Below are 24,403 nucleotides of genomic sequence, written 5' to 3'. Positions count from 1 at the left end.
CGAACGGGCCACCGGCGACGAGAGAAACGGGAGTCGGCAGCACGGGAAAGGCCGACCGTCGATGGTTTCCCGCCCGCCGCATGGGATGCCGGTGGGCGAAAAATGTCGGTGATCGATGGCCGAAAAACACTTTGTTGAACCCCCACACGTCAAGATCGAAGACCATGGCCCGAGGGCTTCACTAGCTTTCCGTCAGTGACGGCCCTGGCTGGCCAAACACCAGTGCGGAGCGCTCCCCACCGTTTTCTGGCCGTTCTCAGCCCCTCGCGACATTCAGCGAGAACTCGATGAAGCCCGAGTCCTCCACGGCGACGAACCCGAGATTCGGCGCCTCGACACCGAATTCCGCCCAGGTCGTCGGGATCTGGCCGACCAACTGTGCCGAGCCGCCGGCCAACACGCCCTGGACGTTGGCATCCACGGAAACCGTCTGGCCGTTGAGGGTGAGGTCGCCGGTGATGGCGAAGGTCTGCGTGTCACCCTCAAGCGCCCCCGACACGTCAACGGGCTCGGTCAGCGTGAACGTTGCCTCGGGGTGCTGCGAGGTGTCGATGGCCGTCGTGCGGAAGTACTGGTCGCGGCGATCGGAGTCAGTGCTGATGGTGTCGACCGACAGCTCGATGTCCGCGGCCGTCAACCGGTCGTCCTCGACTCTCAGGGAACCGCTCACGTCCTCGGTGCGTCCCGTAACGGTCACGTCGGCTCCGTTGAGGACTTCGTCCAGCCGGTATCCGGCGAAAGACCCGGCACCGACGGTCCAGGTGCCGGAGTGGTCCTCGGCTGCAGTCGCGGTGCCGTTCTCCCCCGTCGCTTTGGACGCCTCGCCGGTCGGCGTTGCCGACAAGGCCGGAACGGCCTCGGCCCGGGCGGAAACGTTGGCAGCATAGATGCGGCTGCCCACGAAGATGCCCGCAACAACGGCTGCCGCCACCAGTGCGACGATCCACATCAGGCGCTTGTTCTTCGGGCGGGCGGGTGCCGGCTGGTCGGTCATGGGTTCTCCTGATCGCTCGCGCCGATTCCCGGCGGACTTTTACTTGATGCTTGAATTATTTCACCGCGATCAATTTCCCCTGCCGAAAAATGCGCCCATCGAGCGAAGTTCACCAAAGATACGCAGGCCACAAACAGACTGCCGCGAAACCCCGGCCCCGGCGGCCCCGGCGCCGCCGCCCACCGGGCAAAAAAATTCCCCGGCGCCCTGTGAGGGGAACCGGGGAATTTCAATCAAACCTAGTGCTAATGACTAGCGACGCAGGCCGAGGCGCTCGATCAGCGTACGGTAACGCTCGATGTCGGCACCCTTGAGGTACGCAAGCATACGACGACGACGACCAACCAGGGCCATCAGGCCGCGGCGGGTGTGGTGGTCATGCTTGTGCATCTTCAGGTGTTCCGTCAGATCCAGGATGCGGCGCGACATCACGGCGATCTGGACCTCGGGGGAACCGGTGTCGCCTTCGCTGGTGGCGTAGGCCTTCATGATTTCCTGCTTGATAGCGGCGTCTAATGCCACAATAACTCCTAGAGTTGTACCGCGTTTCAAAACACCGTTGCCGGCAGGTGCACTCGCAACCGCGGACTGCAGCGGGCACCGCAGATAAGTCTAGCAAACGGATGCCCGCCCCCGGCACCCTTGCGACCCATGCCACATGCTTCGCTTGCGTGAACGCTAGCTGCGCAGCCGGGCCCGCCAGGCGTGGGTGAGGTAGGGCAGCGCGAACGGCTCCCCCGGCGTGTGCCCCAAGTGGTCGTAGAGATACCAGGACAGGTTGTGCTCGACCCTTGCCCGGGTCGCTGCGCCCGCGCGCAGGTAGTAGCTGCGCGACTTGGCCAGCGCGATGACCTGTTCCCCGGTCAACGGCTGCTCCCAGGTCCAGGCCCCGGATTCGGGTGCGTGGAATTCCGGGCCCAGCGGCGGGACGAAATCCGGGCGGTGCACATCCCCTGCATGCATGATCCGTGCCAGCCGGTGCACCCAGGAGACCGAGACATCAAGCTGGTTCCAGACCAGTGACAATTGCCCGGCCGGTCGCAGCACGCGGGCCGCCTCGGCGCTGGCTGCCTTCGGGTCCACCCAGTGCCAGGCCTGGGCGTAGGTGATGACGTCCGCGCTGGATTCATCCAGCCCGGTCTCTTCCCCGGTCCCGGCGACGGCCGTGACCTCGGGCAGGCGGCTGCGGAGCACATCAAGCATGTCGTCGGAGGGTTCCACCGCGCCGACCTTCAGGCCGCGGCCGAGCAGCTGCGCGGTGAAGATCCCGGTGCCTGCCCCCACGTCCACGGCGTCGCGGGCGGTCGCGGGGACCATGAAGTCCAGCGCTGCATCCGGATAATTCGGGCGCACCGCATCGTAGTGCGCTCCCCCGGCCTTGAAGGCCCTGGCCAGTTCCCGGCGGCGCTTTCCATCCATGGTGAAGGCGCGGGCGGGCAGCCCGGGAACAGGGCGCGGTGTTGCCCCGGTTGTCCCGGGGCCCGAATCAGGCATCAAGCAGGACGGTACGGGTGCGTGCGACGTCCTCGCGCATCTGTTCGATCAGGGCCTCGATGCCCCGATAGGCCACCATCGGGCGCAGGTGCTCCACGAATTCCACGGCAACCTGCTGGCCGTAGAGGTCGAAGTCCTCCACGCCCTCGGCCGGGCGGTCGATCACGTGGGCCTCCACCTGGCGGCTGACACCCTCGAAGGTCGGGTTCGAGCCCACGGAGATCGCCGCGGGCCAGCGCACCTGCGCCTCGTCGACCAGCCAGCCGGCGTAGACGCCGTCGGCGGGGATGATGCCCGAGGCCGAGGGGTCGAGGTTGGCGGTGGGGAATCCGAGTTCGCGGCCGCGTGCCGCGCCGTGCACGACCTCGCCGCGCATCCGGTGCGGGCGGCCCAGGATCTGGGCGGCGGTGGCGACCTCGCCGCGGTTCAGTGCCTCGCGCACCCAGGTGGAGGACCAGCGGCGGTGCTCGCCCACGTCCTCGACGCCGACGACGTCGAAGGCGTATTGCTTGCCGAGTTCGACCATGGTGTCGAAGTCCCCGGAGTTCTCGCGCCCGAAGCGCACGTCGTGGCCCACCACCACGGTGCAGGCGTTGAGCGCTCCCACGATGACCTTGGCAACGAATTCCTCGGCGGTGGCCCGGGCGAAGTCAAGGGTGTAGCGGATCATGAGCAGGCCGTCGAGGCCCTCCTCGGCGAGGGTCTCGATGCGGTCCTCAAGGCCCATGATGAGTTCGGGTGCGTCGTCGGGGCGGTGCACCTGGGAGGGGTGCGGATCGAAGCTGATGGCAACTGCCCTGGCGTTGCGCTCCCTGGCGGTGGCCACCACGGCGGCGAGCACCTCGCGGTGCCCGCGGTGGACGCCGTCGAAGTTGCCGATGGTCACTACCGACGGGCCGATGCCGGGCGGGACGGCTTCGAGGCCTTTCCAATAGTGCACGTTGCTCCTTCGCTGGTGATCCTGGCGGCCGCCTTGAGACCGGCCATTACCATTATGAACGACAAATACGCCAAGTGCCGATTCCTGCGTCCCCCATCCGCCCATTGACGTGGCGTGCACCATAGGATGGGCGCAGGGCCACAATTCCGTCCGGCCCGCCAATCACAAGGAGCTCCAGATGGCCGACCTGAATGAACTGCTTGACCTGATCCCCCTTGACCAGCTGGGCGCGAAGCTCGGCGTGGATGCCGAGACCGCCCGTGCCACCGCTGCGACGGCACTGCCCTCGCTGCTCGCGGGGCTGCAAAACAATGCCGCCTCCCCCGAAGGCGAGGACGCCCTGTCCACGGCCATTGCCCAACACGACGCGAAGTTCCTGGACGGCGGCGTGGACATCGACGCGGTGGACACCGAAGACGGGCAGAAGATCGTGCAGCATTCGCTCGGTGAGAACCAGTCGGCGCTGACCGCCCAGCTCAGCGGTGCGGCACCGGGCGGCGTGGACCTGGGCGCACTGGTGCAGAAGGCCCTGCCGATCCTCGCCCCGATCGTCATGTCGTTCCTGGCCCAGAAACTTTCCTCCTCGCAGGGCGGCCTCGGCGGCCTTCTGGGCGGTCTGCTCGGCGGGCAGGGCCCGGCAGCCGGGCAGCAGCCCGGGGGCCTTGACCTCGGCGGGATCCTGGGCGGGCTCTTCGGCGGCGGAAGCACGCAGCAGCAACAGCCCCAGCAGGGCCAGGCTCCCGGGGGCCTTGACCTCGGGGGAATCCTCGGCGGGCTCTTCGGCAAGAAGTAGGCCTACCGCCACCAACACCGGAGCCGGAGATCCCGCACACCGCCCCATGGGCAGGGGTGGGGGAAATCCGGCTCCTTGTGGATGCCTGGAATCAGGCCGCGGGCTGCGCCTGCCCGTCATTCATGCGGTGGCGGCCCAGCCACCAGAGGCCGATCAGCGGCAGCACCAGCGGCACGTAGCCGTAGCCGGAGCCGAAGTGGGACCAGACGGCCGGGTGGGCAAAGAGGCTCGGCAACGCGAAGCTCAGCGTCCCGACCACCAAGACGCCAATGAGTTCAAAGAGCACCGCATACCAGGACAGCCTCCAGCTGCCCGGACGCTTGGAGGCCATCGCGAGGGTCGCCACGATGTAGACCAGCCCGGCCAGGGCGCTGAGCAGGTAGGCCAACGGGGCCTCGGAGAAGTCCATCAGGATCTGGTAGACGGCACGGACCGTGGCCGAGAGCGCCAGCACCCCGTAGACAGCGATGATGATCCGGCCCAGCCCGGAGCTGCGCCCGCCGTTGGAGCGCTGCTTCTTTCCCGCGCCGCGGGTCGCCGCGTCGGCGATGCGCGAACGCCTCGTCGTGTTCTTTCCCTGCTCGCTCATGCCGGCAGTGCTCCGTCCCAAATTTGTTCCATCCTGTACAGCATGACAAAGACAATCGCTCCGGAGACCGCCAGCACCGTGTTCGAGTACCGCGACTTGTCGGTGACCGCCCAGATGAACGCCAGCGCCGGGATCAGCAGTGCGGTGAGCAGGTAGCCCCAGAACTCCCAGGGTTCCCCGCTGATCACCTGTCCCCCGGCCTGGCGGATTGCGGCGGCGATCCCGTAGACGACCAGGAACACCTCCAGCAGCGCCACCGACACCAGGGCAAAGTCGTCCGGGTAGGTGCGGATGATGGTCGCAACCACTCCCAGCAGCACCGCCACGGCGCAGAGAATGGCCCCGGCTATAAAGAATCCGTCAACGATCACGGCGGAAATTACCCCTTAGAAGTTGTTCATTCACTCGGCCCCGGCCACCGGCTCTTCCCGGCGCACCAACCCTAGGAAGCGGGGGCAAACACCAGTTCGGGCCTGGCATTCTCGCCCTTGTTCTTCAGCAGCGCCACCAGGGTGCCGTCCGGGGCAAATGCCGCGGTCGTCTCCTCGCTTTCGTTCACGCCGATCCTTCGGCCAAAGGAGAGCTCGGAGCGCTCGTGCTCGCTCAGGTCCCGGCGCGGGAAAAGGGCGTCGGCGGCCTTCTCCATCGGCAGGTACTCGAAGTCCTTGGCCAGCTGTTCCAGCGTGCGTGCCCGATCCAGGGTGTAGGGCCCGACCTCGGTGCGGCGCAGTGCGGTCAGGTGGCCGCCGACCGCCAGGTCCTCGCCCAGGTCGCGGGCCAGTGCCCGGATGTAGGTGCCCGAGGAGCATTCGACTGTCACATCGATGTCCAGCACCTTGCCGCCGCGTTCGCGGCGGATGTCGTGCACCTCGAAGCGGTGGATGGTCACCGGGCGGGCGGCAAGCTTCACTTCCTCCCCCGCGCGAACCCGGGCGTAGGAGCGTTCCCCGTTGACCTTGATGGCACTGACGGAAGAAGGCACCTGTTCGATCGGGCCGGTGAGCTTGGCAATCGAGGCGTGGATCTGTTCCTCGGTGACGGCGGCGGCGATCCGGGCCTGCACGATCTCGCCCTCGGCGTCGTCGGTGATCGTCGACTCCCCCAGGCGGATGGTGGCGGTGTAGGTCTTGTTGGCGCCCACGATGTAGGTCAGCAGACGTGTGGCCTTGTTGATGCCCAGCACCAGCACGCCGGTGGCCATCGGGTCCAGGGTGCCCGCGTGTCCGACCTTGCGGGTGCCCGCCAGCCGGCGCGTGCGGCCCACCACATCATGGCTCGTCCAACCCTGCGGTTTGTCGACAATGACCAGGCCTGAGCCAATGGGTTCCGTGGGGTTCTGCGCGGCTGTTTTCACGCCCTCCAGTATAGGCCGGTTCCCTGGGCACGATTTCCCGGGCCGCACGGACACGGTGTCATTGTGCGCAAGCTATCCCCCATCCCGCCCTTCCCGGCCGCTGGTGCTGGCCCGCGCGGCACCAACAAGGAAGACGGTGCACGGCATTGACTTCCCCCTGCGCTGCCCCTAACGTTCTGGGTGTCTGGCCACGGCCGGATCATCCGTGTCGGGCAAGGTGTAGCTGGGGCGCCAACACCCTCGTCCCGTGTATACGGCATCCACTCGTCCATTTCCCGTCGGCGCCATCCACCAGCCGCCCGTGTTGCCTCTCGGCAAACGGCTGGCACGGCCAAATCGAAACAACTTGGGGCCATGGCGCACGGAGAAAACGAGCCGGTTCAATAGTCCACGCTCCGCAACGACGCGGTGCGTCCAGTTCTCTTGAAAAGGATCCACAGCATGAAGTTTCGCGCACTCGCGGCGGTAGCCGCTGCCTCGGCCATGACGGTGACGCTCAGCGTCGCCCCTGCCCAGGCCACCAAGGACCGCCAGCCGGCACCGTCCATCACCAACGTCAAGACACTTGCCCAAGGTTTCGGCGGCCCACTGAAGGTCGCCTTCGGACCGGAAGGCAGCATCCTCGTTGCCGAGGCCTTCGCCGGCAAGATCACCTCGGTCTCCCCCACCGGCGCCAAGACCACCCTGGTCAATGCCCCGGGCAAGGAAATCGTCGGTGTCTCCCACGCCCGCGGCACCACCTACTACTTCGAGAATGCCGGGGCCACCGGCGAGGAACCGCCCAGTGGGGCGACGCCCGCGCTGCTGAAGTCCATCGACAAGAAGGGCAAGACCCGCACGATCACAGACCTGCTGGAGTTCGAGAAGACGCACGATCCCGACGCCCGGACCGTGTACGGGGTCCGGGACGCCTCAGCCAGCTGCTTGGCGCAGGCACCGGAGATGCTTTCAATGGGCGAGCTCTATTCGCACCCGTTCTCCAGCCTCCCGGCACGCAACGGCGTCTACGTCGGCGACGCGGGGGCCAACACGATCCTGCACGTGAACAACCGGGGCAAGGTTTCCCTCGTCAAGGCGCTTCCCGCCGAACCCGTCACCATCACCGAGGCGGTGCGGGAAGCTGCAGGGGAAATGGGCATCACGGTCCCGGATTGCATGCTCGGACTCACCTATTGGGCGCAGCCGGTACCCACCGACATCACGGTCAAGGGAAACTGGATGTACTACACCGTGTTGCCCGGGGTTCCGGGCGAGTCCCTGTCCAGGGGCAAGGTCTACAAGATGAACCTGCACACGAAGAAGACCCAGACCGTGGCCACCGGACTCAGCGCGCCCACGGGCATTGCCCTGGACAAGCGCGGCAACGTCTACGTGGCAGAGCTCTTCGGCGGCGGCGTGGCAAAGATCGTCAACGGCCACGGTGTGACCGTGCTGCCGGCCATGATGGCCAGCGATGTAGAGATCCGCAACAACAAGTTGGTTGCCAGCACCGAGGCGCTGACCCCTTCGGGCAAGCTGGTGACGGCGACCGTTAAGTAGTCAATCAGCCCCGGCCATTCCCGGGGAAATGAGGCGACCCCGGGCGGGGACCCGTTCACTTCGGGATTCCCGACCGGGGTTTGCCCGCGTTTGGGCGGTTTCCAGGAAAGTCAGGACGCCAGGCGTTCCGGCTGCCGATCCGGCGGATTATCGAGCCCGGCCGATTGCGGCGGCCGGCTGATGGCAGACCACACCTCATCGAGGGAGAGCCCGAGCACCCCTGCGATGGCCGCAATGGTGGAGAAGGAGGGCGTGGCCACGCGTCCAGTTTCGATCTTGCGAAGGGTCTCCGGGGAGATGTCGGCGGCCACCGCCACCTCGAACATGGAACGATCGGTGCGCGCCCGGCGCAGAAGGGCGCCGAGTTGCTGGCCGCGTTCGATTTCGGCTGGAGTGAGTGGAAGTCTGACCATGACTCCAATGATAGTACCGGTATAGTATTACCGGTACTGTTATTGGAGGCCGCGAGAGGACCAGCCCATGATCGAGATTTTCAGCCCAGCCGAACTTGAGCGCGCCACGGAAAGCGGGGCCTTCATCGCCTCGGTGCTCCAGGGCATCAAAAAGCGGGTCACGGTGGGCACGAACCTGCTGGAAATCGATGCTTGGGCCGGGGAAATGATCAAGGCTGCGGGCGCCCGCTCGTGCTACGTCGACTACGCGCCCTCCTTCGGCAGCGGCCCCTTTGGCCACTTCATCTGCACGTCCGTCAATGACGCGGTGCTCCACGGATTGCCCCACGACTATTCCCTGAGGAACGGCGACCTGCTGACCCTGGACTTCGCAGCGTCCCTCAACGGGATCGTCACGGACGCCGCGATCAGCTTCACCGTCGGAGAATCCTCGTCCACCTCCGATGCCAAGATGATCAAGGCAACGCGGCAGGCACTGGATGCCGGCATCGCAGCGGCCAACCCCGGCGCCCGCATCGGGGACATCTCCCATGCCATCGGTGAGGTCCTGACCGCGGCCGGATACAGCGTCAACCTGGAGTTCGGCGGCCACGGCGTGGGATCGACCATGCACCAGGATCCCCACATCGCCAACATTGGCCGCCCGGGCCGCGGCTACAAGCTCCGCCCGGGCCTGCTGCTGGCCATCGAGCCCTGGGTCATGGCCGACACCGACAAGCTCGTCACCGACGCCGACGGCTGGACACTGAGGAGCGCCACCGGCGCCCGCACGGCACACTCTGAGCACACCATCGCGATCACCGAGGACGGCCCGCGCATCCTGACCATCTAGGCCCGTGCAGCCCTGAGGATCCAACAACAAGGCCGTCAGGTCTTCCGCCCCGGGGCGGAAGACCTGACGGCCTCATTTATTTCGAAAGAAGGGAAACGAGGATTAGTCGTCTTCCTCTTCCTCGTCGTGCTTGTACGGGTCCGCGTCGCCGGCGAAGTTCTTGCCGGCCGCCAGTGCGGCAACCTCGGCGTCCTTGGCCTTGGCGACGCGCAGCAGCGCCTCGAGGTTCGAGGCGTTGACGGGGATCTCGTCGGCAACGAATTCCAGGGTCGGGGTCAGGCGAACGGTCACGTTCTTGCCGACCTCCTTGCGCAGGACGCCCTTGGACTTCTCCAGGGCGGCAGCCGCGTCGGACTTCGCCTCGTCGTCGCCGAAGACCGTGTAGTAGATCGTTGCGTGCTGCAGGTCGTTGGTCACGCGCGCATCGGTGACCGTGATGGCCTCCACGCGCGGATCCTTGACGGCCTTGCCCAGGGCCTGGGCGACGACCACCTTGATGCGTTGGGCCAGTTTTGCGGCGCGAGCTGAGTCAGCCACGTTCACTCCTTTTCTCGGCCCCCGCGAAGGGTGCCGGTTAATGCGCTTCGACGGCGGGGAGCCGCAACCCTGTGCGGTTGCGGCCCCCCACCGTCGATTAGCAGCGCTTGATATTGATTAAGCGCGCGGCTTTTCGCGCATCTCGTAGGTCTCGATCGTGTCGCCGTCCTTGACGTCGTTGAACGAGCCCAGGCCGATACCACATTCGAAGCCCTCGCGGACCTCGGTGGCGTCGTCCTTGAACCGCTTGAGCGAATCCACGGTGAGGCCCTCGCCGATGACCTTGCCATCGCGCAGGACGCGTGCCTTGGTGTTTCGGCGGATGGTGCCCGAGCGGACGATCGAGCCGGCGATGTTGCCGAACTTCGAGGAACGGAAGACCTCGCGGACCTCCGCGGTGCCCAGCTGGGCCTCCTCGTATTCCGGCTTCAGCATGCCCTTCAGTGCCAGTTCGATGTCATCGATGGCGCCGTAGATGACCGAGTAGAAGCGCATGTCGACGCCCTCCTTGTCGGCCATGTCCGCAACGCGCTCCGCGGGCTTGACGTTGAAGCCAATGATGATGGCATTGTCAACGGTCGCCAGGTTGACGTCGTTCTGGGTGATGGCGCCAACGCCGCGGTGGATGACGCGCAGCTGCACGCCCTCGCCCACGTCGATCTTGAGCAGCGAATCTTCCAGGGCTTCCACGGCACCGGACACGTCACCCTTGAGGATGAGGTTGAGGGTGTCGATCTTGCCGTCGGCAACGGCCTGGTCGAAGTCTTCCAGGGTGATGCGCTTGCGACGCTTGGCCAGGGCCGCGTTGCGGTCCGCTGCTTCGCGCTTCTCGGCGATCTGGCGGGCGGTGCGCTCGTCGTCGGTCACCAGGAAGGTGTCGCCTGCACGCGGCACCGAGGACAGGCCGAGGACCTGGACCGGGCGCGAAGGCAGTGCAACGTCGAGGTTCTCGCCGTTTTCGTCGAACATGGCACGCACACGGCCGTGTGCGGTGCCGGCAACGATGGTGTCGCCGACGGCCAGGGTGCCGGACTGGACCAGCACGGTCGCAACCGCACCGCGACCCTTGTCCAGGTTCGCCTCGATGGCGATGCCGCGGGCGTCCTTGTCCGGGTTGGCACGCATGTCCAACGCGGCGTCGGCGGTCAGCAGAACCGCGTCAAGCAGCTCGTCGATGCCGATCTTCTGCAGCGCGGAGACGTGGACGAACATGGTGTCGCCACCGTATTCCTCCGGGACCAAGCCGTATTCGGCCAGCTGGCCCTTGACCTTGTCCGGGTTTGCCGCGTCCTTGTCGACCTTGTTCACTGCCACGACAACCGGGACACCGGCGGCCTTGGCGTGGTTCAGGGCTTCAACGGTCTGCGGCATGACGCCGTCGTCCGCTGCAACCACGAGCACGGCGATGTCGGTCACCTTGGCACCACGTGCACGCATGGCGGTGAACGCCTCGTGGCCCGGGGTGTCAATGAAGGTGATCGCGCGATCGATTTCCTCGTGGATGTGGTGGATCTGGTACGCACCGATGTGCTGGGTGATGCCGCCGGCTTCGCCCTCGATGACGTTGGACTTGCGGATCGCATCGAGCAGGCGGGTCTTACCGTGGTCAACGTGACCCATGATGGTGACCACCGGCGGACGTGCCTCAAGCATGTCATCGGTCTCGGCCTCGATTTCGGCGTCAAAGTCGATCGAGAACGAGGCGAGCAGTTCGCGCTCTTCGTCCTCGGGGGACACGACGGTGACGACGTAGCCGAGCTCGGCACCCAGGACGTCAAAGGTTGCCTCATCCAGGGACTGCGTGGCGGTGGCCATTTCGCCCAGGTGGAAGAGCACGGTAACCAATGCTGCCGGGTTGGCGTTGATCTTGTCGGCGAAGTCGGTGATCGACGAGCCACGACGGAGGCGGACCTCGGTGTTGCCGTTGCCGCGGGGCACGCTCACGCCGCCCAGCGACGGAGCGCTCATCTGCTCAAGTTCCTGGCGCTTGGCGCGCTTGGACTTGCGCTGCTTGCCGCGGCCTGCGCCGCCCTTGCCGAAGGCACCCTGGGTTCCACCGCGACCGCGGTTGGGACCGCCGCCGCCCTTGTAACCGCCGCCGCCACCGGCTGCACCGGGAGCTGCGCCCGGGGCGCCGCCCGGACGAGCCGGACCGCCGCGGCCGCCCGCTGCCGGACGTCCACCGGCCGGAGCCGGACGTTCGGTGCGGTTGGGCATCATGCCGGGAGTTGCGCGAGCGCCTCCCGGGGTGCGCGGGCCTGCACCGGGGGCACCGGCCGGACGCGGGGCGCCCGGACGGGATCCACCGGCACCTGCCGGGCGGGGACCGCCGGCACCTGCTGCGGGACGCGGACCGCCGGCACCTGCCGGGGGACGCGGGCCACCCGGGCGGGGACCGCCCGGACGGGGGCCACCGGCGCCGGGGCCGGAAGCGCGCATGCCCTGCTGGGATGCGAACGGGTTGTTGCCCGGACGCGGTCCGCCGGGCTTGGCACCCGGACGGGGAGCTGCGGAACGCTCGGGGCGGTCCGTACGCTCGGTGCGCTCGGGACGTGCGTTCTCACCGGTCGGGCGCATGCCCTGCTGGGAGGAGAACGGGTTGTTGCCCGGACGCGGGGCGCCGGGCTTGGCACCCGGACGCGGGGCGGCCGGAGCCGAGGCTGCAGGTGCCGCCGGAGCCGAATCGGCAGGTGCGGAGGCAGCGGGTGCCTCGGCGGCTGCCGGGGCCGGCGTGGTGCCGGCCGGCTTCGGTGCGGTGGCGCCCGGGGTTGCCGGGGCGGCCGGAGCTGCGGCCGGGGCCTTGGCTGCCGGTGCTGCCTTGGGTGCTGCCGGAGCAGCGTTCGGGAACGCGGAGCGCAACTTGCGCACTACCGGTGCCTCGATGGTTGAGGATGCGGAACGGACGAATTCGCCCATTTCCTGCAGTTTTGCAACTGCATCCTTTGAAGTGATTCCGAGCTCTTTGGCGAGCTCGTGTACGCGGACCTTAGCCACATTTCTCCTGTCTGAAGGTCCGCGCCACTTCTTAAGAAGTCTTTGGCACGAACCAACGTTTGCTGTCTAGCCCAGCATCCAAAACGGATGCCACAGGCGCTGCGACGCATAACCGATTCATCATCGTTAGGCGCTCATCGCTTGGAACTCATCGGGTTTCCATCAGATTTCTGACCCGCTTTCAGGTTGGACGTTTGTGAAGGCCGGTTTCCCAGGTTGGGTCCTGACCTTGGCCCTCGACTCCGCCACAAGTGCGGAAACATCCACGTTGGTCCGAAAGGACCGCGCGAATGCCCCGCGTTGCACGGCGCGTTGGGCACATTCCGGGTTCGGGTGCAGCCATGCACCCCGCCCGGGGAGGCTCCGGGTGGGATCCGGCACGGGAACGGACTTGCCGTCCTGCGCCTTCAACACCCAGCGCCTCAGCTGGTTCTGGTCCGCCACCATCCGGCAACCAATGCACGTGCGCTGCGGCTGTTGCTGCAATGACACGTTGGTTCTTCTTCCGACATTGATTTACCACGATGCATAGTGGACCACAGACAAGTCTAGCGCGTTTCGTCAATCCGTGGAGCGTGCCGTGGACCACTCGAATCGATCACACTTCACTCCCCCTCGGGCCGGGGTACGGGGCACGCAAAGGGCCGCCGGCCCGCGACCGGCCGGCACCGAGGCGGTGCCTGCCTGACGCGGGGCGCGACGGCCCTTGGACGGGGCGCTGCTAGTTGGCGTCGACCGCGTCCGAGACGATGTCGATGCGCCAGCCGGTGAGCTTGGCGGCCAGGCGGGCGTTCTGCCCTTCCTTGCCGATGGCCAGCGAGAGCTGGTAGTCCGGGACCACGACGCGGGCCGAGCGGGTCGACTCGTCGGTGATGGTCACCGAGACGACCTTCGACGGGGACAGGGCCGAGGCAATGAACTTCGCCGGGTCCTCGTTGAAGTCGACGATGTCGATCTTCTCGTCGTTCAGCTCGGTCATCACGGCGCGCACGCGCGAACCCATTTCACCGATGCAGGCACCCTTGGCGTTGACGCCCGGGATGTTGCCCTGCACGGCGATCTTGGTGCGGTGGCCTGCCTCGCGGGCCAGGGCGATGATTTCCACGGCGCCGTCGGCGATCTCCGGGACCTCGAGCTCGAAGAGCCGGCGGACCAGGTTCGGGTGCGAGCGCGACAGGGTCACGGCCGGGCCCTTGGGGCCGCGGTTCACGTCCACCACGTAGCAGCGGATGCGGTTGCCGTGGGTGTACTTCTCGCCCGGCACCTGCTCCGGCGGCGGCAGCAAGGCCTCCACGGTGCCCAGGTTCACCTGGACCATGATCGGGTTGTTGCCCTGCTGGATCTGTCCGGAGACGATCTCGCCGATCTTGTTCTTGAACTCGCCCACGACGTTGTCGTCCTCGGCGTCGCGCAGGCGCTGCAGGATGATCTGGCGTGCGGTGGAGGCGGCGATGCGGCCGAACCCGGTGGGGGTGTCGTCGAACTCGCCGACCACGGTGCCGTCTTCCTCGGTCTCGGTGGCGAAGATCGTCACGTGGCCGTTGCGGCGGTCGACCTCGGCGCGTGCCTGCGGCATCGCACCCGGGGACTTCTGGTAGGCAATGAGCAGGGCCTGCTCAATGGTGGGGATCAGCACCTCGAGAGGGATTTCCCGCTCTTTTTCGAGCATGCGCAGCGCGCTCATATCAATGTCCAACTCAGGCCTCCACGTTTTCGTCGTCTTCGTCGTCAAGTTCTAGTTCAGTGAGGTCCGCGCTCTCGGCACGGGAGAACTCCACCTCGACGTTGCCGCGGCGGATGGATCCAAATTCAATGCTGCGGGGTTCGCCGACCTTGGGCTTCATGCCCTTCTTCACCGCGATCTCCGGCACGATGGTGATTCCCTCGTCGTCGACCTCCATCAGGCGGCCGAGCAGGTTGTCCTCGCCGATCACGTTGACCTTGACCATGCGCCCGACGTTGCGGCGCCAGTGGCGCGGCAGGGTCAGCGGGCGGGAGGTTCCGGGCGAGGAAACCTCAAGCTCATAGGGGTCAGAGGTGTCGTGCGGGTCCTTGTCCAGGGCCTCGGAAATCGAGCGGGAGACCTCGGCGACCTGGTCGAGCAGGATTCCCTCGGTGCCCTCGATGGCGTCGACCACCACGTGCACGATGCGCTGGTCCCCGGCACGGCGGACCTCGACTTCTTCAAGCACCAGCTGGTGGGAGGCGACGGTGGGCTCCAGTAGTTCGGTGAGGCGGGCCGCCTCGAGCTGGATGTCTGCCGGCTTGCCGGTCATGAAAGTCCTCCCACATTATTCGATGTTGTGAATCCTAGGGTAGCGACTTTTGGTGCCATCCGTCTGCCCGATCCTTCGCGGGCCACCCGCTCCCCCGATCCATGGGATGATCAAGGTGATGGATCAGCACCCCCAGGACCCCAGTGATCGTGTTTCCCGCCGACCCCGCCGCAGCGGTGCCAGGCGGGCCCTGCTGGCATTGGCGGCGGCTCTTGCCGTGGCCGCCGGGACCCTGGGCACAGCGGTCTACCTGAACCGCGAATCCCCTACATGGCAGGGAATCCTGGGCACCGAACCGGCGGTCCGGGAGGCCCCGGACCCGGCCGCGGAACTGCCCGTCCTGCTCGATGCATTGAACCTCATGATCGAGGGCCCGGGCGCCTCCGGCGGTGCCCCATTGGCCGCCGCGCTGCAGGGCACCGGCACCATGCTGTCGGAGCATGTCGATTTACTCACACCCCGAATCCCGGAGGCCGCCGAGACCTCTGCCGAACCCTCGGCGGCCACCCCGTTGACCCCGGCCGAGTTTTCCCTGCGCCTGGCCCAGACCGGCAGCGCCCTGCTGACGCAGTCTCTCGGTGCCCCCGGGCAGGAGGCCCGCAGGCTCTCCGGGGCCGGCCTGGAGCTGCTGCTGCAGGCCCGCACCGTGCTCTCCGCCTCCGGGGCAACACAGGCGGCAATCGACGCCCTGCCCGCACCCGGCGCCACCGACGAACCGGCGCCGGCGACCGCGTCGGCCACGGCGCAGGAATCGGCCGCCGGCGGCGCCACCACCAGCCCGGCCGTGCTGGCCCAGATGCCCGCGTTCAACGTCTCCGGCTGCCCCTCCCCCGCCCCCACGGAAACCGAGGCGGCGGATTCGGGCCGGCTGCTGGCCAGCGTTGCCGACGCCGCCTACCGGATGGGCTACGCCTACGACGTCGCCGGGGCACGGACCAGCGCCGGGCTGCGCACCGCGGCTTGGAACAGGTCCGCGATGCTGGTGGACTTCGCGAAGGCAGTGGAAGCTCAATTTGCGGACGAACTCGGCTGTGCTCCCCTCCGGCAGCCCGCCTACCAGCTCCCGGCCGACGCCATCGAAAACCCGATGGACGCGGCACGCAGCGGAGAGGCGCAATTGGCGCTGCTGTTGCGCGACGCCGCGGCGACCCAGGAAGCCGAAGCGCGCGCGTACCTCCTGGATGCCGCCTGGGCCCAGGCGCTGCACGCCCGCCAGGTCACCGGAGTTGCACCTGACTTCACCCAGGTGGAGGGCGCTGCAGCGGCCACGGGCGCGGCAACCGAATCCCCAGTGCCTTCCGGCCCCTAGCCGCAAGAGTCTCCTTCGCCGCGCCCTGCGCGGATCTTCCGGCTTCCCGGTGCACAGCCCGATTCGGGACCCCCGGCAAGCCGCGGCGCCGTGTGAGGCGTGTCACGGACTCCCGAAGCGCACCGGGGCAATACGTTGGCAGTGTCCCACTCGCACAGCCATCAAGGAGATCCCTGTGTCACGCAGATTCATTCATGCCTCGGCCTGCGCCGCCGCACTCACCCTCGTCGCCGGAGCGGTCACCGCCGCCCCGGCCGCCGCAGAACCGCGGCAAACCGAAAAACAGGCCACCGCCACCGGCACAGGCGGGGCCGTGAGCACCGTCGATGCCGAGGCCTCGGCCGCGGCCATCGCCGTGCTGCGCAAGGGCGGCAACGCGGTGGACGCCGCCGTCGCCGCGGCAGCAACCCTCGGCGTCACCGAGCCCTACAGTGCCGGCATCGGAGGGGGCGGCTACTTCGTCTACTACGACGCCGCCTCCGGAAAGGTCAGCACCCTGGACGGACGGGAAACGGCCCCGGCGGCCATGCCGCACGATGCGTTCATCGATCCGGCGACCGGGGACCCCTATCCCTTCACCCCCGAGCTGGTGACCAGCGGCGTCTCGGTGGGCGTGCCCGGCACCGCGGCGACCTGGCAGCAGGCGCTGGAGAACTGGGGGTCGCTCAGCCTCGGCCAGGCCCTGCAGCCGGCCATCAAGGCCGCCACCCGAGGCTTCGTGGTGGACGAGACCTTCCGCGAACAGACGCTGGATAACCAGGAGCGCTTTGCCGCGTTCGACTCCACCGCCGAGCTCTACCTGCCCGGGGGCGATGCCCCGAAGGTGGGCAGCATCCTGAAGAACCCGGAACTGGCCAACACCTACCGGCTGCTGGCCCGCGACGGGGTCGAGGCCTTCTACCACGGGGCGCTGGCGGAGGACATTGCCAACGCCGTCCAGGCCCCGCCGATCGCCGAGGGCACCGAGCTTCCGGTGCCCGTCGGCCACCTTTCCACCCAGGACCTCGCCGACTACGAGGTCATCAACCAGGCACCCACCAAGGTGGACTATCGCGGGCTGGAGGTCTTCGGCATGGCTCCCTCCAGCAGCGGCGGCACCACCGTCGGCGAGGCCCTGAACATCCTGGGAAACTACGACCTCTCCGCCATGGAGGGTCCTGGCGCATTGCACCACTACCTCGAGGCCAGCGCCCTGTCCTTTGCCGACCGGGGAAAGTACGTGGGCGACCCGGCGTTCGTGGACGTGCCAACGAACCAGTTGACCGATGCCCTGTTTGGCGCCGAACGCGCCTGCGCGCTGGATTCCGAGCAGGCAGCCGCCAAGCCCGTGGCCCCCGGCGACGTCGCGGACTACGACGGGCTCTGCCCGGCGACCACCGCTGCGCCGGCCCAGGAGACCGACACCGAGAACTACTCCACGACGCACCTGTCCGTCGCCGATGCCCAGGGCAACGTGGTGTCCTACACGCTGACCATCGAGCAGACCGGCGGTTCGGGCATCGTCGTTCCGGGACGCGGCTTCCTGCTGAACAACGAGCTGACCGACTTCTCCACCGTCTACAACCCGACCGACCCCAACCGGATCGATCCGGGCAAGCGTCCGCGTTCCTCGATGTCCCCGACCATCGTGCTCTCCGAGGGCAAGCCGCTGCTGGCCCTGGGTTCCCCGGGCGGTTCGACCATCATCACTACGGTGCTGCAGACCCTGGTCAACCGCGTGGATTTGGGCATGAGCCTGCCCGAGGCGATCGCCGCACCGCGCGCCTCGCAGCGCAACACGGCCAAGGTCACGGCCGAACCGGAATTCATCGAGTCCCAGGCACCTGCGCTTCAGGCCCTCGGCCATGAATTCGTCGCTTCGGGCGATTCGTTCACGCCGCAGGCTGAAATCGGCGCGCTCGAGGCCATCGAGTTCGCGCCGGACGGGACGATGACCGCGGCGGCCGAACCGACGCGCCGCGGCGGAGGCTCGGCCATGGTGCTCAAGCCGACGCGCTAACGGCGGCAAGGCCCCCCTCTGAAACGGAACGGCTCCCCGACCCTTGAACCGGTACGCCGGTTGGGTGTTCGGGGAGCCGCACCTGCGTCCGGGTGCCTTTCCGGCCAACGGCCGCTGCACCCGATGCCAGCCTGGCGGCACGTTCACAAGGGCGGAATTGCGGCTATCTGATCCAATCTCCCTGATCACAGAGGTGGTCTGTTCAGCTGCCGTCGGGTCACGAAGACGGCCGACGTGCCGTCTCATTAACGCGCTTCAGGACCGTTTGACGCATCGTATTGGCTGGGCAAATAAAAAAGGTTTCCGAGGGTCAATAAAAATAATGCCAGGGCCTTCATGAATTCATCGACAGTCGAGAAACAAAATTATCCAAAAAGTGATTTTTGGCCGAAACGGACTACAAAACGTCTGTGCTTGGGGTTAGCATCTGGCTAGAGCCACCGGCGTTTGGGAGGGGCTCTGATTCGAATCATCACTAGGGGGAATTATGTCTGTTCGTTTCAATCCGCCACCACTCTGGATCCAGCACCTGCCTGCCGAATTCCAGCCCTCACCCTCATGGGTCCCGGACGCCGCGTGGGGTGCCCCTCCGGCAGGCTGGCCCATGTGGGTGGAACGTCTCAATGGCCAACCTGCGGCTCCGCCGGAAGAGTTCTCCGCCAACCCGTACCTGTACATGGCGGTGATGCCCGGGGAGCCGGCCTTCAGTGCCGCCGGGGGCCATGGCCCAAGTTCGATCGGAGCGGATGGCAGGCCGGGAGTCGCCGGTTTTTCGGCGCCCGAAAACGATAAACCCAAGAGACCCTTGAGCCGGGGGAAGAAGATCGGGATCGGAGTCGCAGGCTTCGTAGTCCTCGCGATCATCATTGGTTCTTGTGGCGGCAGCAACGAGCAGCCCTCGTCGGCCCCCACAGCTACGGACGCCCCAACAGCTTCTCCCAGTTCCCCGACCGCTGTCGCCCCCGTGGTGTCGTCGGCTGACGCTTCGGCCAGCGCCGAGGCGGAGGCCGCAGCCGAAGCCAGCGCCCAGGCCGCAGCCGAGGCCAGTGCCAAGGCGGAAGCTGAAGCGGAGGCCAGTGCCAAGGCGCAGGCAGAGGCCGAAGCGGAAGCTGCTGCCAAGGAGGAAGCCGAGGCGAGCGCCAAAGCCGAGGCAGAATCAGGGACCTTGATTCAACAAAATGCACTTCGGTCGGCCGAGAACTACCTCGACTTCTCGGCCTTCTCGCGCAGTGGGCTGATCAACCAATTGGAGTTCGAGGACTTCTCGACCAAGGACGCAACGTGGGCGGTTGACCGTGTGGCTGTCGACTGGAATGAACAAGCTGCCAAGTCAGCCGAGCAATATCTCGACTTCTCATCCTTCTCACGCAAAGGTCTGATTGACCAGCTGATGTTTGAGGGTTATACCAAGAAGCAGGCTGAGTACGGGGTGAGCAAGACCGGCCTCTAGCCCTCCGACTGGCCGTGTGGTTCAGGCCTTCCAGTTGGCACGCTGCCGTGGCCCGGTCGCGAGGACGCCGCGACCACCCAGGAACGCCGCGTTGACGTGAAGCCTGTTGCGCCGTTGTGGCACAACAGGCTTCACGTAGCGCTCCAGCCGGGAGCCCCACCTGCGTCCGGGTGCCTTTCCGGCCTATGCGGCGGGGAACAGCACGTCGTAGCCGAGCTTGAGGATCAGCGCGCCGACGACTGACAGGAACACGATCCGGATGAACTTGCTGCCCTTGGACACCGCCATGCGCGCGCCCAGGTAGCCGCCGGCCATGTTCGCCGCGCCCAGCACCAGGCCGATGCCCCACAGCAGGTGCCCGGTGGGCAGGAAGAATGCCAGGGCGCCGAGGTTGGTGGCCATGTTCACGATCTTGGCCTTGGCGCTGGCTGCCAGGAAGTTGTAGCCCATGAAGGCGACCATCGCGATGATCAGGAACGAGCCGGTGCCCGGGCCGATCAGCCCGTCGTAGCCGCCGATGACCAGCCCGATCACCGCCGCCACCGCGTGGTGGCGGGACCCGGTGTGGCGCAGGTTCGTCAGCTCCCCGGCGGTGGGCCGAAAGAGCGTGAACAGGCCCACCGCCACCAGCGCGGCGATGATGACCGGCTTGATGACCTCCTCGGGCAGCAGCGTGGCAAGGATCGCGCCGCCGAAGGAACCGGCAAGCGCGACCATGGCCATCGGGATGGCCGTCCTCAGGTCCGGGTGGGCGCGGCGATAGTAGGTCACCGCAGAAGTGGTGGTCCCGAAGACCGAGCCCAGCTTGTTGGTGGCAAGGGCCTGCACCGGGGAGATCCCCGGCACCAGCAGCAGGGCGGGGAGCTGGAGCAGTCCCCCGCCGCCGACCACCGCGTCGACCCAGCCGGCGGCGAAGCCCGCGAGCACGATCAGCGCGAGGGTTCCGGCCTGCATTCCCTGCAGGCCGGAACCCTCAAGCAGCCCCGCCGCCTCGATCATGCCTAGCCCTTGGCGAGGGCGATCAGCTGCGCGACGACCTCGTCGACGGCCACGTCGGTGCGTGTCCCCGTGGCGCGGTCCTTGACCTCGACCACTCCGTCGGCCAGGCCGCGGCCGATGACCACGATGGTCGGCACGCCGATGAGCTCCGCGTCGGAGAACTTCACGCCGGCCGAAACCTTGGGCCGGTCGTCGTAGATGACCTCGACGCCGGCTGCGTGCAGCTCGTCGGCGATCTTCTGCGCAGCCTCGAAGAGCTCGGCCTGCTTGCCGGTGACCACCAGGTGCACGTCGGCCGGGGCGACGTTGCGCGGCCAGACCAGGCCGTTCTCGTCGTGGTTGGCCTCGGCCAGGGCGGCGACGGCGCGGGTGACGCCCACGCCGTAGGAGCCCATGGTGACGACCTTGAGCTTGCCGTTCTGGTCAAGCACCTTCAGGTCCAGCGCCTCGGCGTACTTGCGGCCGAGCTGGAAGATGTGGCCCATCTCGATGCCGCGGGCGGTTTCCAGCGGGCCGGATCCGTCCGGTGCCGGGTCCCCGGCGAGCACCTCGACGCACTCGATGGTGCCGTCCCAGGCGAAGTCGCGCCCGGCGACCAGGCCGAAGACGTGCTTGCCGTCCTCGTTGGCGCCGGTGACCCAGCTGGTGCCGGGCACCACGCGCGGGTCGACCAGGTAGAGGATCTTGCTGGCGCCCTCGAGGCCCAGGACGGCCGTCTCGGTGCCCAGGGCCGGGCCGATGTAGCCCTTGATGAGCGTCGGGTGCTTCTTTAGGTCATCCTCGGTCGCTGCCTCGAGGCCGACCTCGCCGCCGGTTTCCAGGTGCGCGGAGATGTTCGCCTCGACGCGCTTGAGGTCGACGTTGCGGTCCCCGGGCAGGCCGATGGCCACCAGCTGGCGTTCGCCGGTGGGCAGCGTGGCGGCCAGCACGACGTTTTTCAGGGTGTCGGCAGCATTCCAGGCCCCGTTGGCGCGCGGGGCGACCTCGTTGGCGCAGGCCACCAGGGTCTCGATGGTGGGGGTGTTCGGGGTGTCAAGCACCTCGAAGGCCGGGGCATCGGTGTAGTCGATGTCCTCGGGCACCACGGTGGTCACTGCCTCCACGTTGGCGTAGTAGCCGCCCGGGGAGCGCACGAAGGTGTCCTCGCCGACCTCGGTCGGGTGCAGGAACTCCTCGGACTTCGAGCCGCCCATGGCGCCGGCGGTCGCGAAGACCGGCAGGATCTCCAGGCCCAGGCGCGCGAAGATCTTCAGGTAGGCGGCGCGGTGCGCCTGGTAGGCCTCTTCCAGGCCCTCGTCGTCGATGTTGAAGGAGTAGGAGTCCTTCATGATGAATTCACGCCCGCGCAGCAGGCCCGCGCGGGGACGGGCCTCGTCGCGGTACTTGTTCTGGATCTGGTACAGGTAGGCCGGCAGGTCCTTGTAGGAGTTGTACAGGTCCTTGACCAGGAGGGTGAACATCTCCTCGTGGGTCGGGGCCAGCAGGTAGTCGGCGCCCTTGCGGTCCTTGAGGCGGAAGAGCCCGTCGCCGTATTCGGTCCAGCGGCCCGTGGTTTCGTACGGTTCGCGCGGCAGCAGGGCCGGGAAGTGAACTTCCTGGGCGCCGATGGCGTTCATTTCCTCGCGGATGATGGCCTCCACCTTGCCCAGGACGCGCAGGCCCAGCGGCAGCCAGGTGTAGATCCCGGGCGCGGCGCGGCGGATGTACCCGGCGCGGACCATCAGCTTGTGGCTGGCGACCTCGGCGTCGACCGGATCTTCGCGCAGCGTGCGCAGGAACAGGGTGGAGAGCTTTAGGACCACGCTAACTTTCCATTTCCGCGGCCATTTTCCAGGCCACAACATAGTGGTGGGGTGCAAATCTTTGGTGCCGCGGCTTCCGTCCGCGGGGGTCCGCGGCGGGGCATGGCGCCGCAAGGCACTTGTCCCATCCTACTTTGCCGACCCGGCGCCCCTTGGCATCGGGCGGCGACATGGCACCGGCCGGCAGGCACCCGAGGATGAGTGCCTGCCGGCCGTCGGCACGCCGGGTGAGCCCGGTGGTTACTTGTCGCCCATGTGCAGCAGTGCGAGGTCGATGTATTTCTCGGCCTTCTTCACGGCGGCCTCCAGGTCCTCCGGCTGGGAGATGCTGACCGAGACGTTGTTTTGGCCGTCGTAGCCGGCCACGGTCAGCGTCGTGATGGACTGGCCCATCACCTTCACGTCGGTCACGGTGGCCATCGTGGTCTGCGCAGTGGTGCTGGCCTTGGCGTCCCTGACCTCCGCGGTGGCTTCCTGGTCCTGCATGGTCAGCGTGAATTTGCTGCAGTCGGCCTTGTTTTCCGCGGCCTGCTGCATCAGCTTTTCCAGGGTCCCGGCGCTGTCATAGGAGGCGACGCTGACGGCGGTGCTCACGTCGTTGGGCTCGGCGGGCAGGACCAGTACCGCCATGGTGACGCGCTCGAGCATCTCGCTCATGCCGGCCACCGCGAACTCACCACACTCCGCCGGACTGACCTTCATGCCCGACACGATCTCCTCGATGGTGCCCATGCTTGCCCGGAGTTCGGCGTCCTTGAGGACCTGCGCATCGTCCTTGCCGTATTCCTTTTCCAAGGCTTGCGCGACCTTCACCAGCTGGTTCGCGGTCAGTTGCTTCCCGGTGGCGGCGCTCGGCTCGGTGGTTGCCACGGAGCTTGGCGCGGATGGCCCGGCGGATCCGGGTCCCGTCAACGGCGCCGCCGAACCGGGCGAGGACTCGGCCGTGGCGGTCTGTCCCGGCTGGGTGGCTGCACCCGGCGTGGATTCCGCCGCACATCCGGTGACGGCAAGTGTTGCGGCAATGGGCAGTGCCCACAGTGCTGTTTTCTTCATCTTCTCCCCCGAGGCGTATGAATGGAACGCTATTCCGGCCACCATGGTGGCAGCCATGGGCAACACCTTACCGAATAAAACTAGTCGTGGGAGGAAATGTTCGGCAGGAGTTTTCCGTCGTCGCCTGGGCAGGTCCCGTCGGGCCGGGAGAGGGAACCCCGGGTGCGGGGCCGCTACGGTGCAGGGGTCGCCGCGGGCGATGCCGCGCGCAGGATCCCCAGCATGGCCTCGGCATCCTTCAGCGCCTGGGCGGCGGCGGCCTCGGCGGTGTCCTTCACCGCGCGGGTTGCCGTCAGCATGATGTTCCCGTCAATGACGCGCACCGACACCTGCTTGCTCTTGGCGCTCCCGTTCACGCTTTCCAGCATCGTTGCCGAGGTGTAGGGGGCCGAGCTCGTGGCGTCGAGCCGCGACAGCCGCGAAACGATCCTTTGGCCGTCCGCGGTGAGCGTGTAGGTGCCGCAGGATTCATCCAGGTGTTGCTGCGCCGCCACGTCGGCCACCAGGGCCGCACGGTCCCGGTAGGAGGCCACCGTCAGGTCCCCGCCGGCCTGCTGCGGCAGGACGGCCGCGGCCATCGCGGCCTGGTCCAGCTGGTCCTTGAGGCTGCCCAGCCCGTAGAGCCCGCACTTGGCCGGGACCACGGTGATGCCCTCGAGCCATTTTTCCGCCTGCGGCAGTTGCCGGCGCAGGCTTTCATGGTCGTTGACCACGGTTCCCGGGGTTGCCTTGGCCCATTGCTGCACGGCCCCCTTGAGTGCCGCGGCATCCAGGTACCCCAGGGCGGCCGGGGCCGAGGGTGCCTGCGGCGATTCCTGGGAGCCCGGCGCGGTGACCGGGACCTCCACGGCGGTCGGGGATGGGGCGGACGGCCCCGGGGCGTCGGTGCAGCCGGCGAGGGCCAGCAGCAGGCCGGCGGCCCCCAGCACGGCGAGGGTCTTGCGAATGGTTTCGTTGGTCCTTGGCATGTGGGACGTCAAGCTCTGGCTTTCCGGTCGGCGGCCCGTGCCGGGGAGCGCCGTTTCCGTGGTGGATG

23 protein-coding genes are annotated in these 24,403 nt (G+C 67.2%); 6 read left to right on the top strand and 17 right to left on the bottom strand.

Going from position 1 to position 24,403, the window contains the following annotated elements:
* Positions 1-256: 256 nt before the first annotated feature.
* The 4 genes from AC6CHY_RS05845 to AC6CHY_RS05830 form a co-directional block, all read right to left on the bottom strand.
* Positions 257-994, bottom strand: a complete 738-nt coding sequence (locus tag AC6CHY_RS05845; RefSeq protein WP_498225983.1) for a YceI family protein — start codon at positions 992-994, stop codon at positions 257-259.
* 252 nt (positions 995-1,246) lie between these two features.
* Positions 1,247-1,516, bottom strand: a complete 270-nt coding sequence (gene rpsO, locus AC6CHY_RS05840) for a 30S ribosomal protein S15 (protein WP_498225981.1) — start codon at positions 1,514-1,516, stop codon at positions 1,247-1,249.
* 156 nt (positions 1,517-1,672) lie between these two features.
* On the bottom strand, positions 1,673-2,488 hold the full coding sequence (locus AC6CHY_RS05835; protein WP_498225979.1) for a class I SAM-dependent methyltransferase: 816 nt from the start codon (positions 2,486-2,488) through the stop codon (positions 1,673-1,675).
* Positions 2,481-3,428: a bifunctional riboflavin kinase/FAD synthetase gene (locus tag AC6CHY_RS05830; RefSeq protein ID WP_498225977.1), complete on the bottom strand. Its 948-nt coding sequence runs from the start codon at positions 3,426-3,428 to the stop codon at positions 2,481-2,483. Before AC6CHY_RS05830 ends, AC6CHY_RS05835 begins: the two co-directional genes overlap by 8 nt.
* A 178-nt stretch (positions 3,429-3,606) precedes the next feature.
* Here AC6CHY_RS05830 and AC6CHY_RS05825 point away from each other — a divergent pair, with 178 nt between their 5' ends.
* A complete protein-coding gene (locus AC6CHY_RS05825) occupies positions 3,607-4,221 on the top strand; it encodes a DUF937 domain-containing protein (protein ID WP_498225976.1) in 615 nt (204 codons plus the stop codon).
* Between the two features lie 91 nt (positions 4,222-4,312).
* Here the strand turns inward: AC6CHY_RS05825 and AC6CHY_RS05820 are convergent, their stop codons facing one another.
* From AC6CHY_RS05820 to truB, 3 genes are all read right to left on the bottom strand, one after another.
* Positions 4,313-4,810 (bottom strand): hypothetical protein, encoded by a 498-nt coding sequence (locus AC6CHY_RS05820; RefSeq protein WP_498225974.1) that lies wholly within the window; start codon positions 4,808-4,810, stop codon positions 4,313-4,315.
* The gene (locus tag AC6CHY_RS05815; RefSeq protein ID WP_217389590.1) at positions 4,807-5,181 is read right to left on the bottom strand and encodes a hypothetical protein; all 375 of its coding nucleotides are present in this window, start codon (positions 5,179-5,181) and stop codon (positions 4,807-4,809) included. Before AC6CHY_RS05815 ends, AC6CHY_RS05820 begins: the two co-directional genes overlap by 4 nt.
* A 71-nt stretch (positions 5,182-5,252) precedes the next feature.
* Positions 5,253-6,131 carry a tRNA pseudouridine(55) synthase TruB gene (gene truB / locus AC6CHY_RS05810; protein WP_498226206.1) on the bottom strand — a complete coding sequence of 293 codons (879 nt, stop codon included), beginning with the start codon at positions 6,129-6,131 and terminating at the stop codon, positions 5,253-5,255.
* A gap of 474 nt (positions 6,132-6,605) precedes the next feature.
* Here truB and AC6CHY_RS05805 point away from each other — a divergent pair, with 474 nt between their 5' ends.
* Positions 6,606-7,703 (top strand): ScyD/ScyE family protein, encoded by a 1,098-nt coding sequence (locus tag AC6CHY_RS05805; protein WP_498225972.1) that lies wholly within the window; start codon positions 6,606-6,608, stop codon positions 7,701-7,703.
* Between the two features lie 110 nt (positions 7,704-7,813).
* On the opposite strand, the gene AC6CHY_RS05800 is transcribed toward AC6CHY_RS05805, so the two are convergent.
* Positions 7,814-8,116 carry a helix-turn-helix domain-containing protein gene (locus AC6CHY_RS05800; protein ID WP_498225970.1) on the bottom strand — a complete coding sequence of 101 codons (303 nt, stop codon included), beginning with the start codon at positions 8,114-8,116 and terminating at the stop codon, positions 7,814-7,816.
* Positions 8,117-8,183: 67 nt separating this feature from the next.
* Between AC6CHY_RS05800 and map the strand changes: the two genes are divergently transcribed.
* Entirely contained in the window at positions 8,184-8,948 is a 765-nt protein-coding gene (gene map / locus AC6CHY_RS05795) for a type I methionyl aminopeptidase (RefSeq protein ID WP_498225968.1), read from the top strand.
* A gap of 102 nt (positions 8,949-9,050) precedes the next feature.
* Here the strand turns inward: map and rbfA are convergent, their stop codons facing one another.
* The 5 genes from rbfA to rimP all read right to left on the bottom strand — a co-directional run bounded on the left by rbfA (position 9,051) and on the right by rimP (position 14,755).
* Positions 9,051-9,485, bottom strand: coding sequence for a 30S ribosome-binding factor RbfA (rbfA, locus tag AC6CHY_RS05790; protein WP_217389595.1), 435 nt, complete (start codon positions 9,483-9,485; stop codon positions 9,051-9,053).
* Between the two features lie 117 nt (positions 9,486-9,602).
* Positions 9,603-12,479, bottom strand: a complete 2,877-nt coding sequence (gene infB / locus AC6CHY_RS05785) for a translation initiation factor IF-2 (protein WP_498225965.1) — start codon at positions 12,477-12,479, stop codon at positions 9,603-9,605.
* A gap of 162 nt (positions 12,480-12,641) precedes the next feature.
* Positions 12,642-12,971: a YlxR family protein gene (locus tag AC6CHY_RS05780; protein ID WP_498225963.1), complete on the bottom strand. Its 330-nt coding sequence runs from the start codon at positions 12,969-12,971 to the stop codon at positions 12,642-12,644.
* Positions 12,972-13,200: 229 nt separating this feature from the next.
* Positions 13,201-14,175, bottom strand: a complete 975-nt coding sequence (gene nusA, locus AC6CHY_RS05775; RefSeq protein ID WP_498225961.1) for a transcription termination factor NusA — start codon at positions 14,173-14,175, stop codon at positions 13,201-13,203.
* Position 14,176: 1 nt separating this feature from the next.
* Positions 14,177-14,755, bottom strand: a complete 579-nt coding sequence (gene rimP / locus AC6CHY_RS05770; protein ID WP_498225959.1) for a ribosome maturation factor RimP — start codon at positions 14,753-14,755, stop codon at positions 14,177-14,179.
* Positions 14,756-14,873: 118 nt separating this feature from the next.
* Between rimP and AC6CHY_RS05765 the strand changes: the two genes are divergently transcribed.
* The 3 genes from AC6CHY_RS05765 to AC6CHY_RS05755 all read left to right on the top strand — a co-directional run bounded on the left by AC6CHY_RS05765 (position 14,874) and on the right by AC6CHY_RS05755 (position 19,513).
* Entirely contained in the window at positions 14,874-16,064 is a 1,191-nt protein-coding gene (locus AC6CHY_RS05765; protein WP_498225957.1) for a hypothetical protein, read from the top strand.
* 169 nt (positions 16,065-16,233) lie between these two features.
* Positions 16,234-18,063 (top strand): gamma-glutamyltransferase, encoded by a 1,830-nt coding sequence (gene ggt, locus AC6CHY_RS05760; RefSeq protein ID WP_498226204.1) that lies wholly within the window; start codon positions 16,234-16,236, stop codon positions 18,061-18,063.
* A gap of 610 nt (positions 18,064-18,673) precedes the next feature.
* Positions 18,674-19,513, top strand: a complete 840-nt coding sequence (locus tag AC6CHY_RS05755; protein WP_498225955.1) for an Ltp family lipoprotein — start codon at positions 18,674-18,676, stop codon at positions 19,511-19,513.
* A 183-nt stretch (positions 19,514-19,696) separates the two neighbouring features.
* On the opposite strand, the gene AC6CHY_RS05750 is transcribed toward AC6CHY_RS05755, so the two are convergent.
* The 4 genes from AC6CHY_RS05750 to AC6CHY_RS05735 all read right to left on the bottom strand — a co-directional run bounded on the left by AC6CHY_RS05750 (position 19,697) and on the right by AC6CHY_RS05735 (position 24,335).
* Positions 19,697-20,512: a sulfite exporter TauE/SafE family protein gene (locus AC6CHY_RS05750; RefSeq protein WP_217389606.1), complete on the bottom strand. Its 816-nt coding sequence runs from the start codon at positions 20,510-20,512 to the stop codon at positions 19,697-19,699.
* Positions 20,513-20,514: 2 nt separating this feature from the next.
* Complete coding sequence (locus AC6CHY_RS05745) at positions 20,515-22,314, bottom strand: proline--tRNA ligase (protein WP_498225953.1); 1,800 nt, start codon at positions 22,312-22,314, stop codon at positions 20,515-20,517.
* A gap of 240 nt (positions 22,315-22,554) precedes the next feature.
* A complete protein-coding gene (locus AC6CHY_RS05740; RefSeq protein ID WP_498225951.1) occupies positions 22,555-23,424 on the bottom strand; it encodes a hypothetical protein in 870 nt (289 codons plus the stop codon).
* 116 nt (positions 23,425-23,540) lie between these two features.
* Complete coding sequence (locus tag AC6CHY_RS05735; protein ID WP_498225949.1) at positions 23,541-24,335, bottom strand: hypothetical protein; 795 nt, start codon at positions 24,333-24,335, stop codon at positions 23,541-23,543.
* Positions 24,336-24,403 lie beyond the last annotated feature (68 nt).

This window comes from Paeniglutamicibacter sp. GQ140 (assembly GCF_059759235.1).
This window is presented reverse-complemented; position numbering and strand designations above follow the sequence as displayed.

What these genes read in the sequence shown, in the direction of transcription:
- AC6CHY_RS05845 (WP_498225983.1), bottom strand. Translation starts at nt 994, where the DNA reads ATGACCGACCAGCCGGCACCCGCCCGCCCGAAGAACAAGCGCCTGATG.
- AC6CHY_RS05835 (WP_498225979.1), bottom strand. Translation starts at nt 2,488, where the DNA reads ATGCCTGATTCGGGCCCCGGGACAACCGGGGCAACACCGCGCCCTGTT.
- AC6CHY_RS05825 (WP_498225976.1), top strand. Translation starts at nt 3,607, where the DNA reads ATGGCCGACCTGAATGAACTGCTTGACCTGATCCCCCTTGACCAGCTG.
- AC6CHY_RS05820 (WP_498225974.1), bottom strand. Translation starts at nt 4,810, where the DNA reads ATGAGCGAGCAGGGAAAGAACACGACGAGGCGTTCGCGCATCGCCGAC.
- AC6CHY_RS05805 (WP_498225972.1), top strand. Translation starts at nt 6,606, where the DNA reads ATGAAGTTTCGCGCACTCGCGGCGGTAGCCGCTGCCTCGGCCATGACG.
- AC6CHY_RS05800 (WP_498225970.1), bottom strand. Translation starts at nt 8,116, where the DNA reads ATGGTCAGACTTCCACTCACTCCAGCCGAAATCGAACGCGGCCAGCAA.
- map (WP_498225968.1), top strand. Translation starts at nt 8,184, where the DNA reads ATGATCGAGATTTTCAGCCCAGCCGAACTTGAGCGCGCCACGGAAAGC.
- rimP (WP_498225959.1), bottom strand. Translation starts at nt 14,755, where the DNA reads ATGACCGGCAAGCCGGCAGACATCCAGCTCGAGGCGGCCCGCCTCACC.
- AC6CHY_RS05765 (WP_498225957.1), top strand. Translation starts at nt 14,874, where the DNA reads ATGGATCAGCACCCCCAGGACCCCAGTGATCGTGTTTCCCGCCGACCC.
- AC6CHY_RS05750 (WP_217389606.1), bottom strand. Translation starts at nt 20,512, where the DNA reads ATGATCGAGGCGGCGGGGCTGCTTGAGGGTTCCGGCCTGCAGGGAATG.
- AC6CHY_RS05740 (WP_498225951.1), bottom strand. Translation starts at nt 23,424, where the DNA reads ATGGCTGCCACCATGGTGGCCGGAATAGCGTTCCATTCATACGCCTCG.
- AC6CHY_RS05735 (WP_498225949.1), bottom strand. Translation starts at nt 24,335, where the DNA reads ATGCCAAGGACCAACGAAACCATTCGCAAGACCCTCGCCGTGCTGGGG.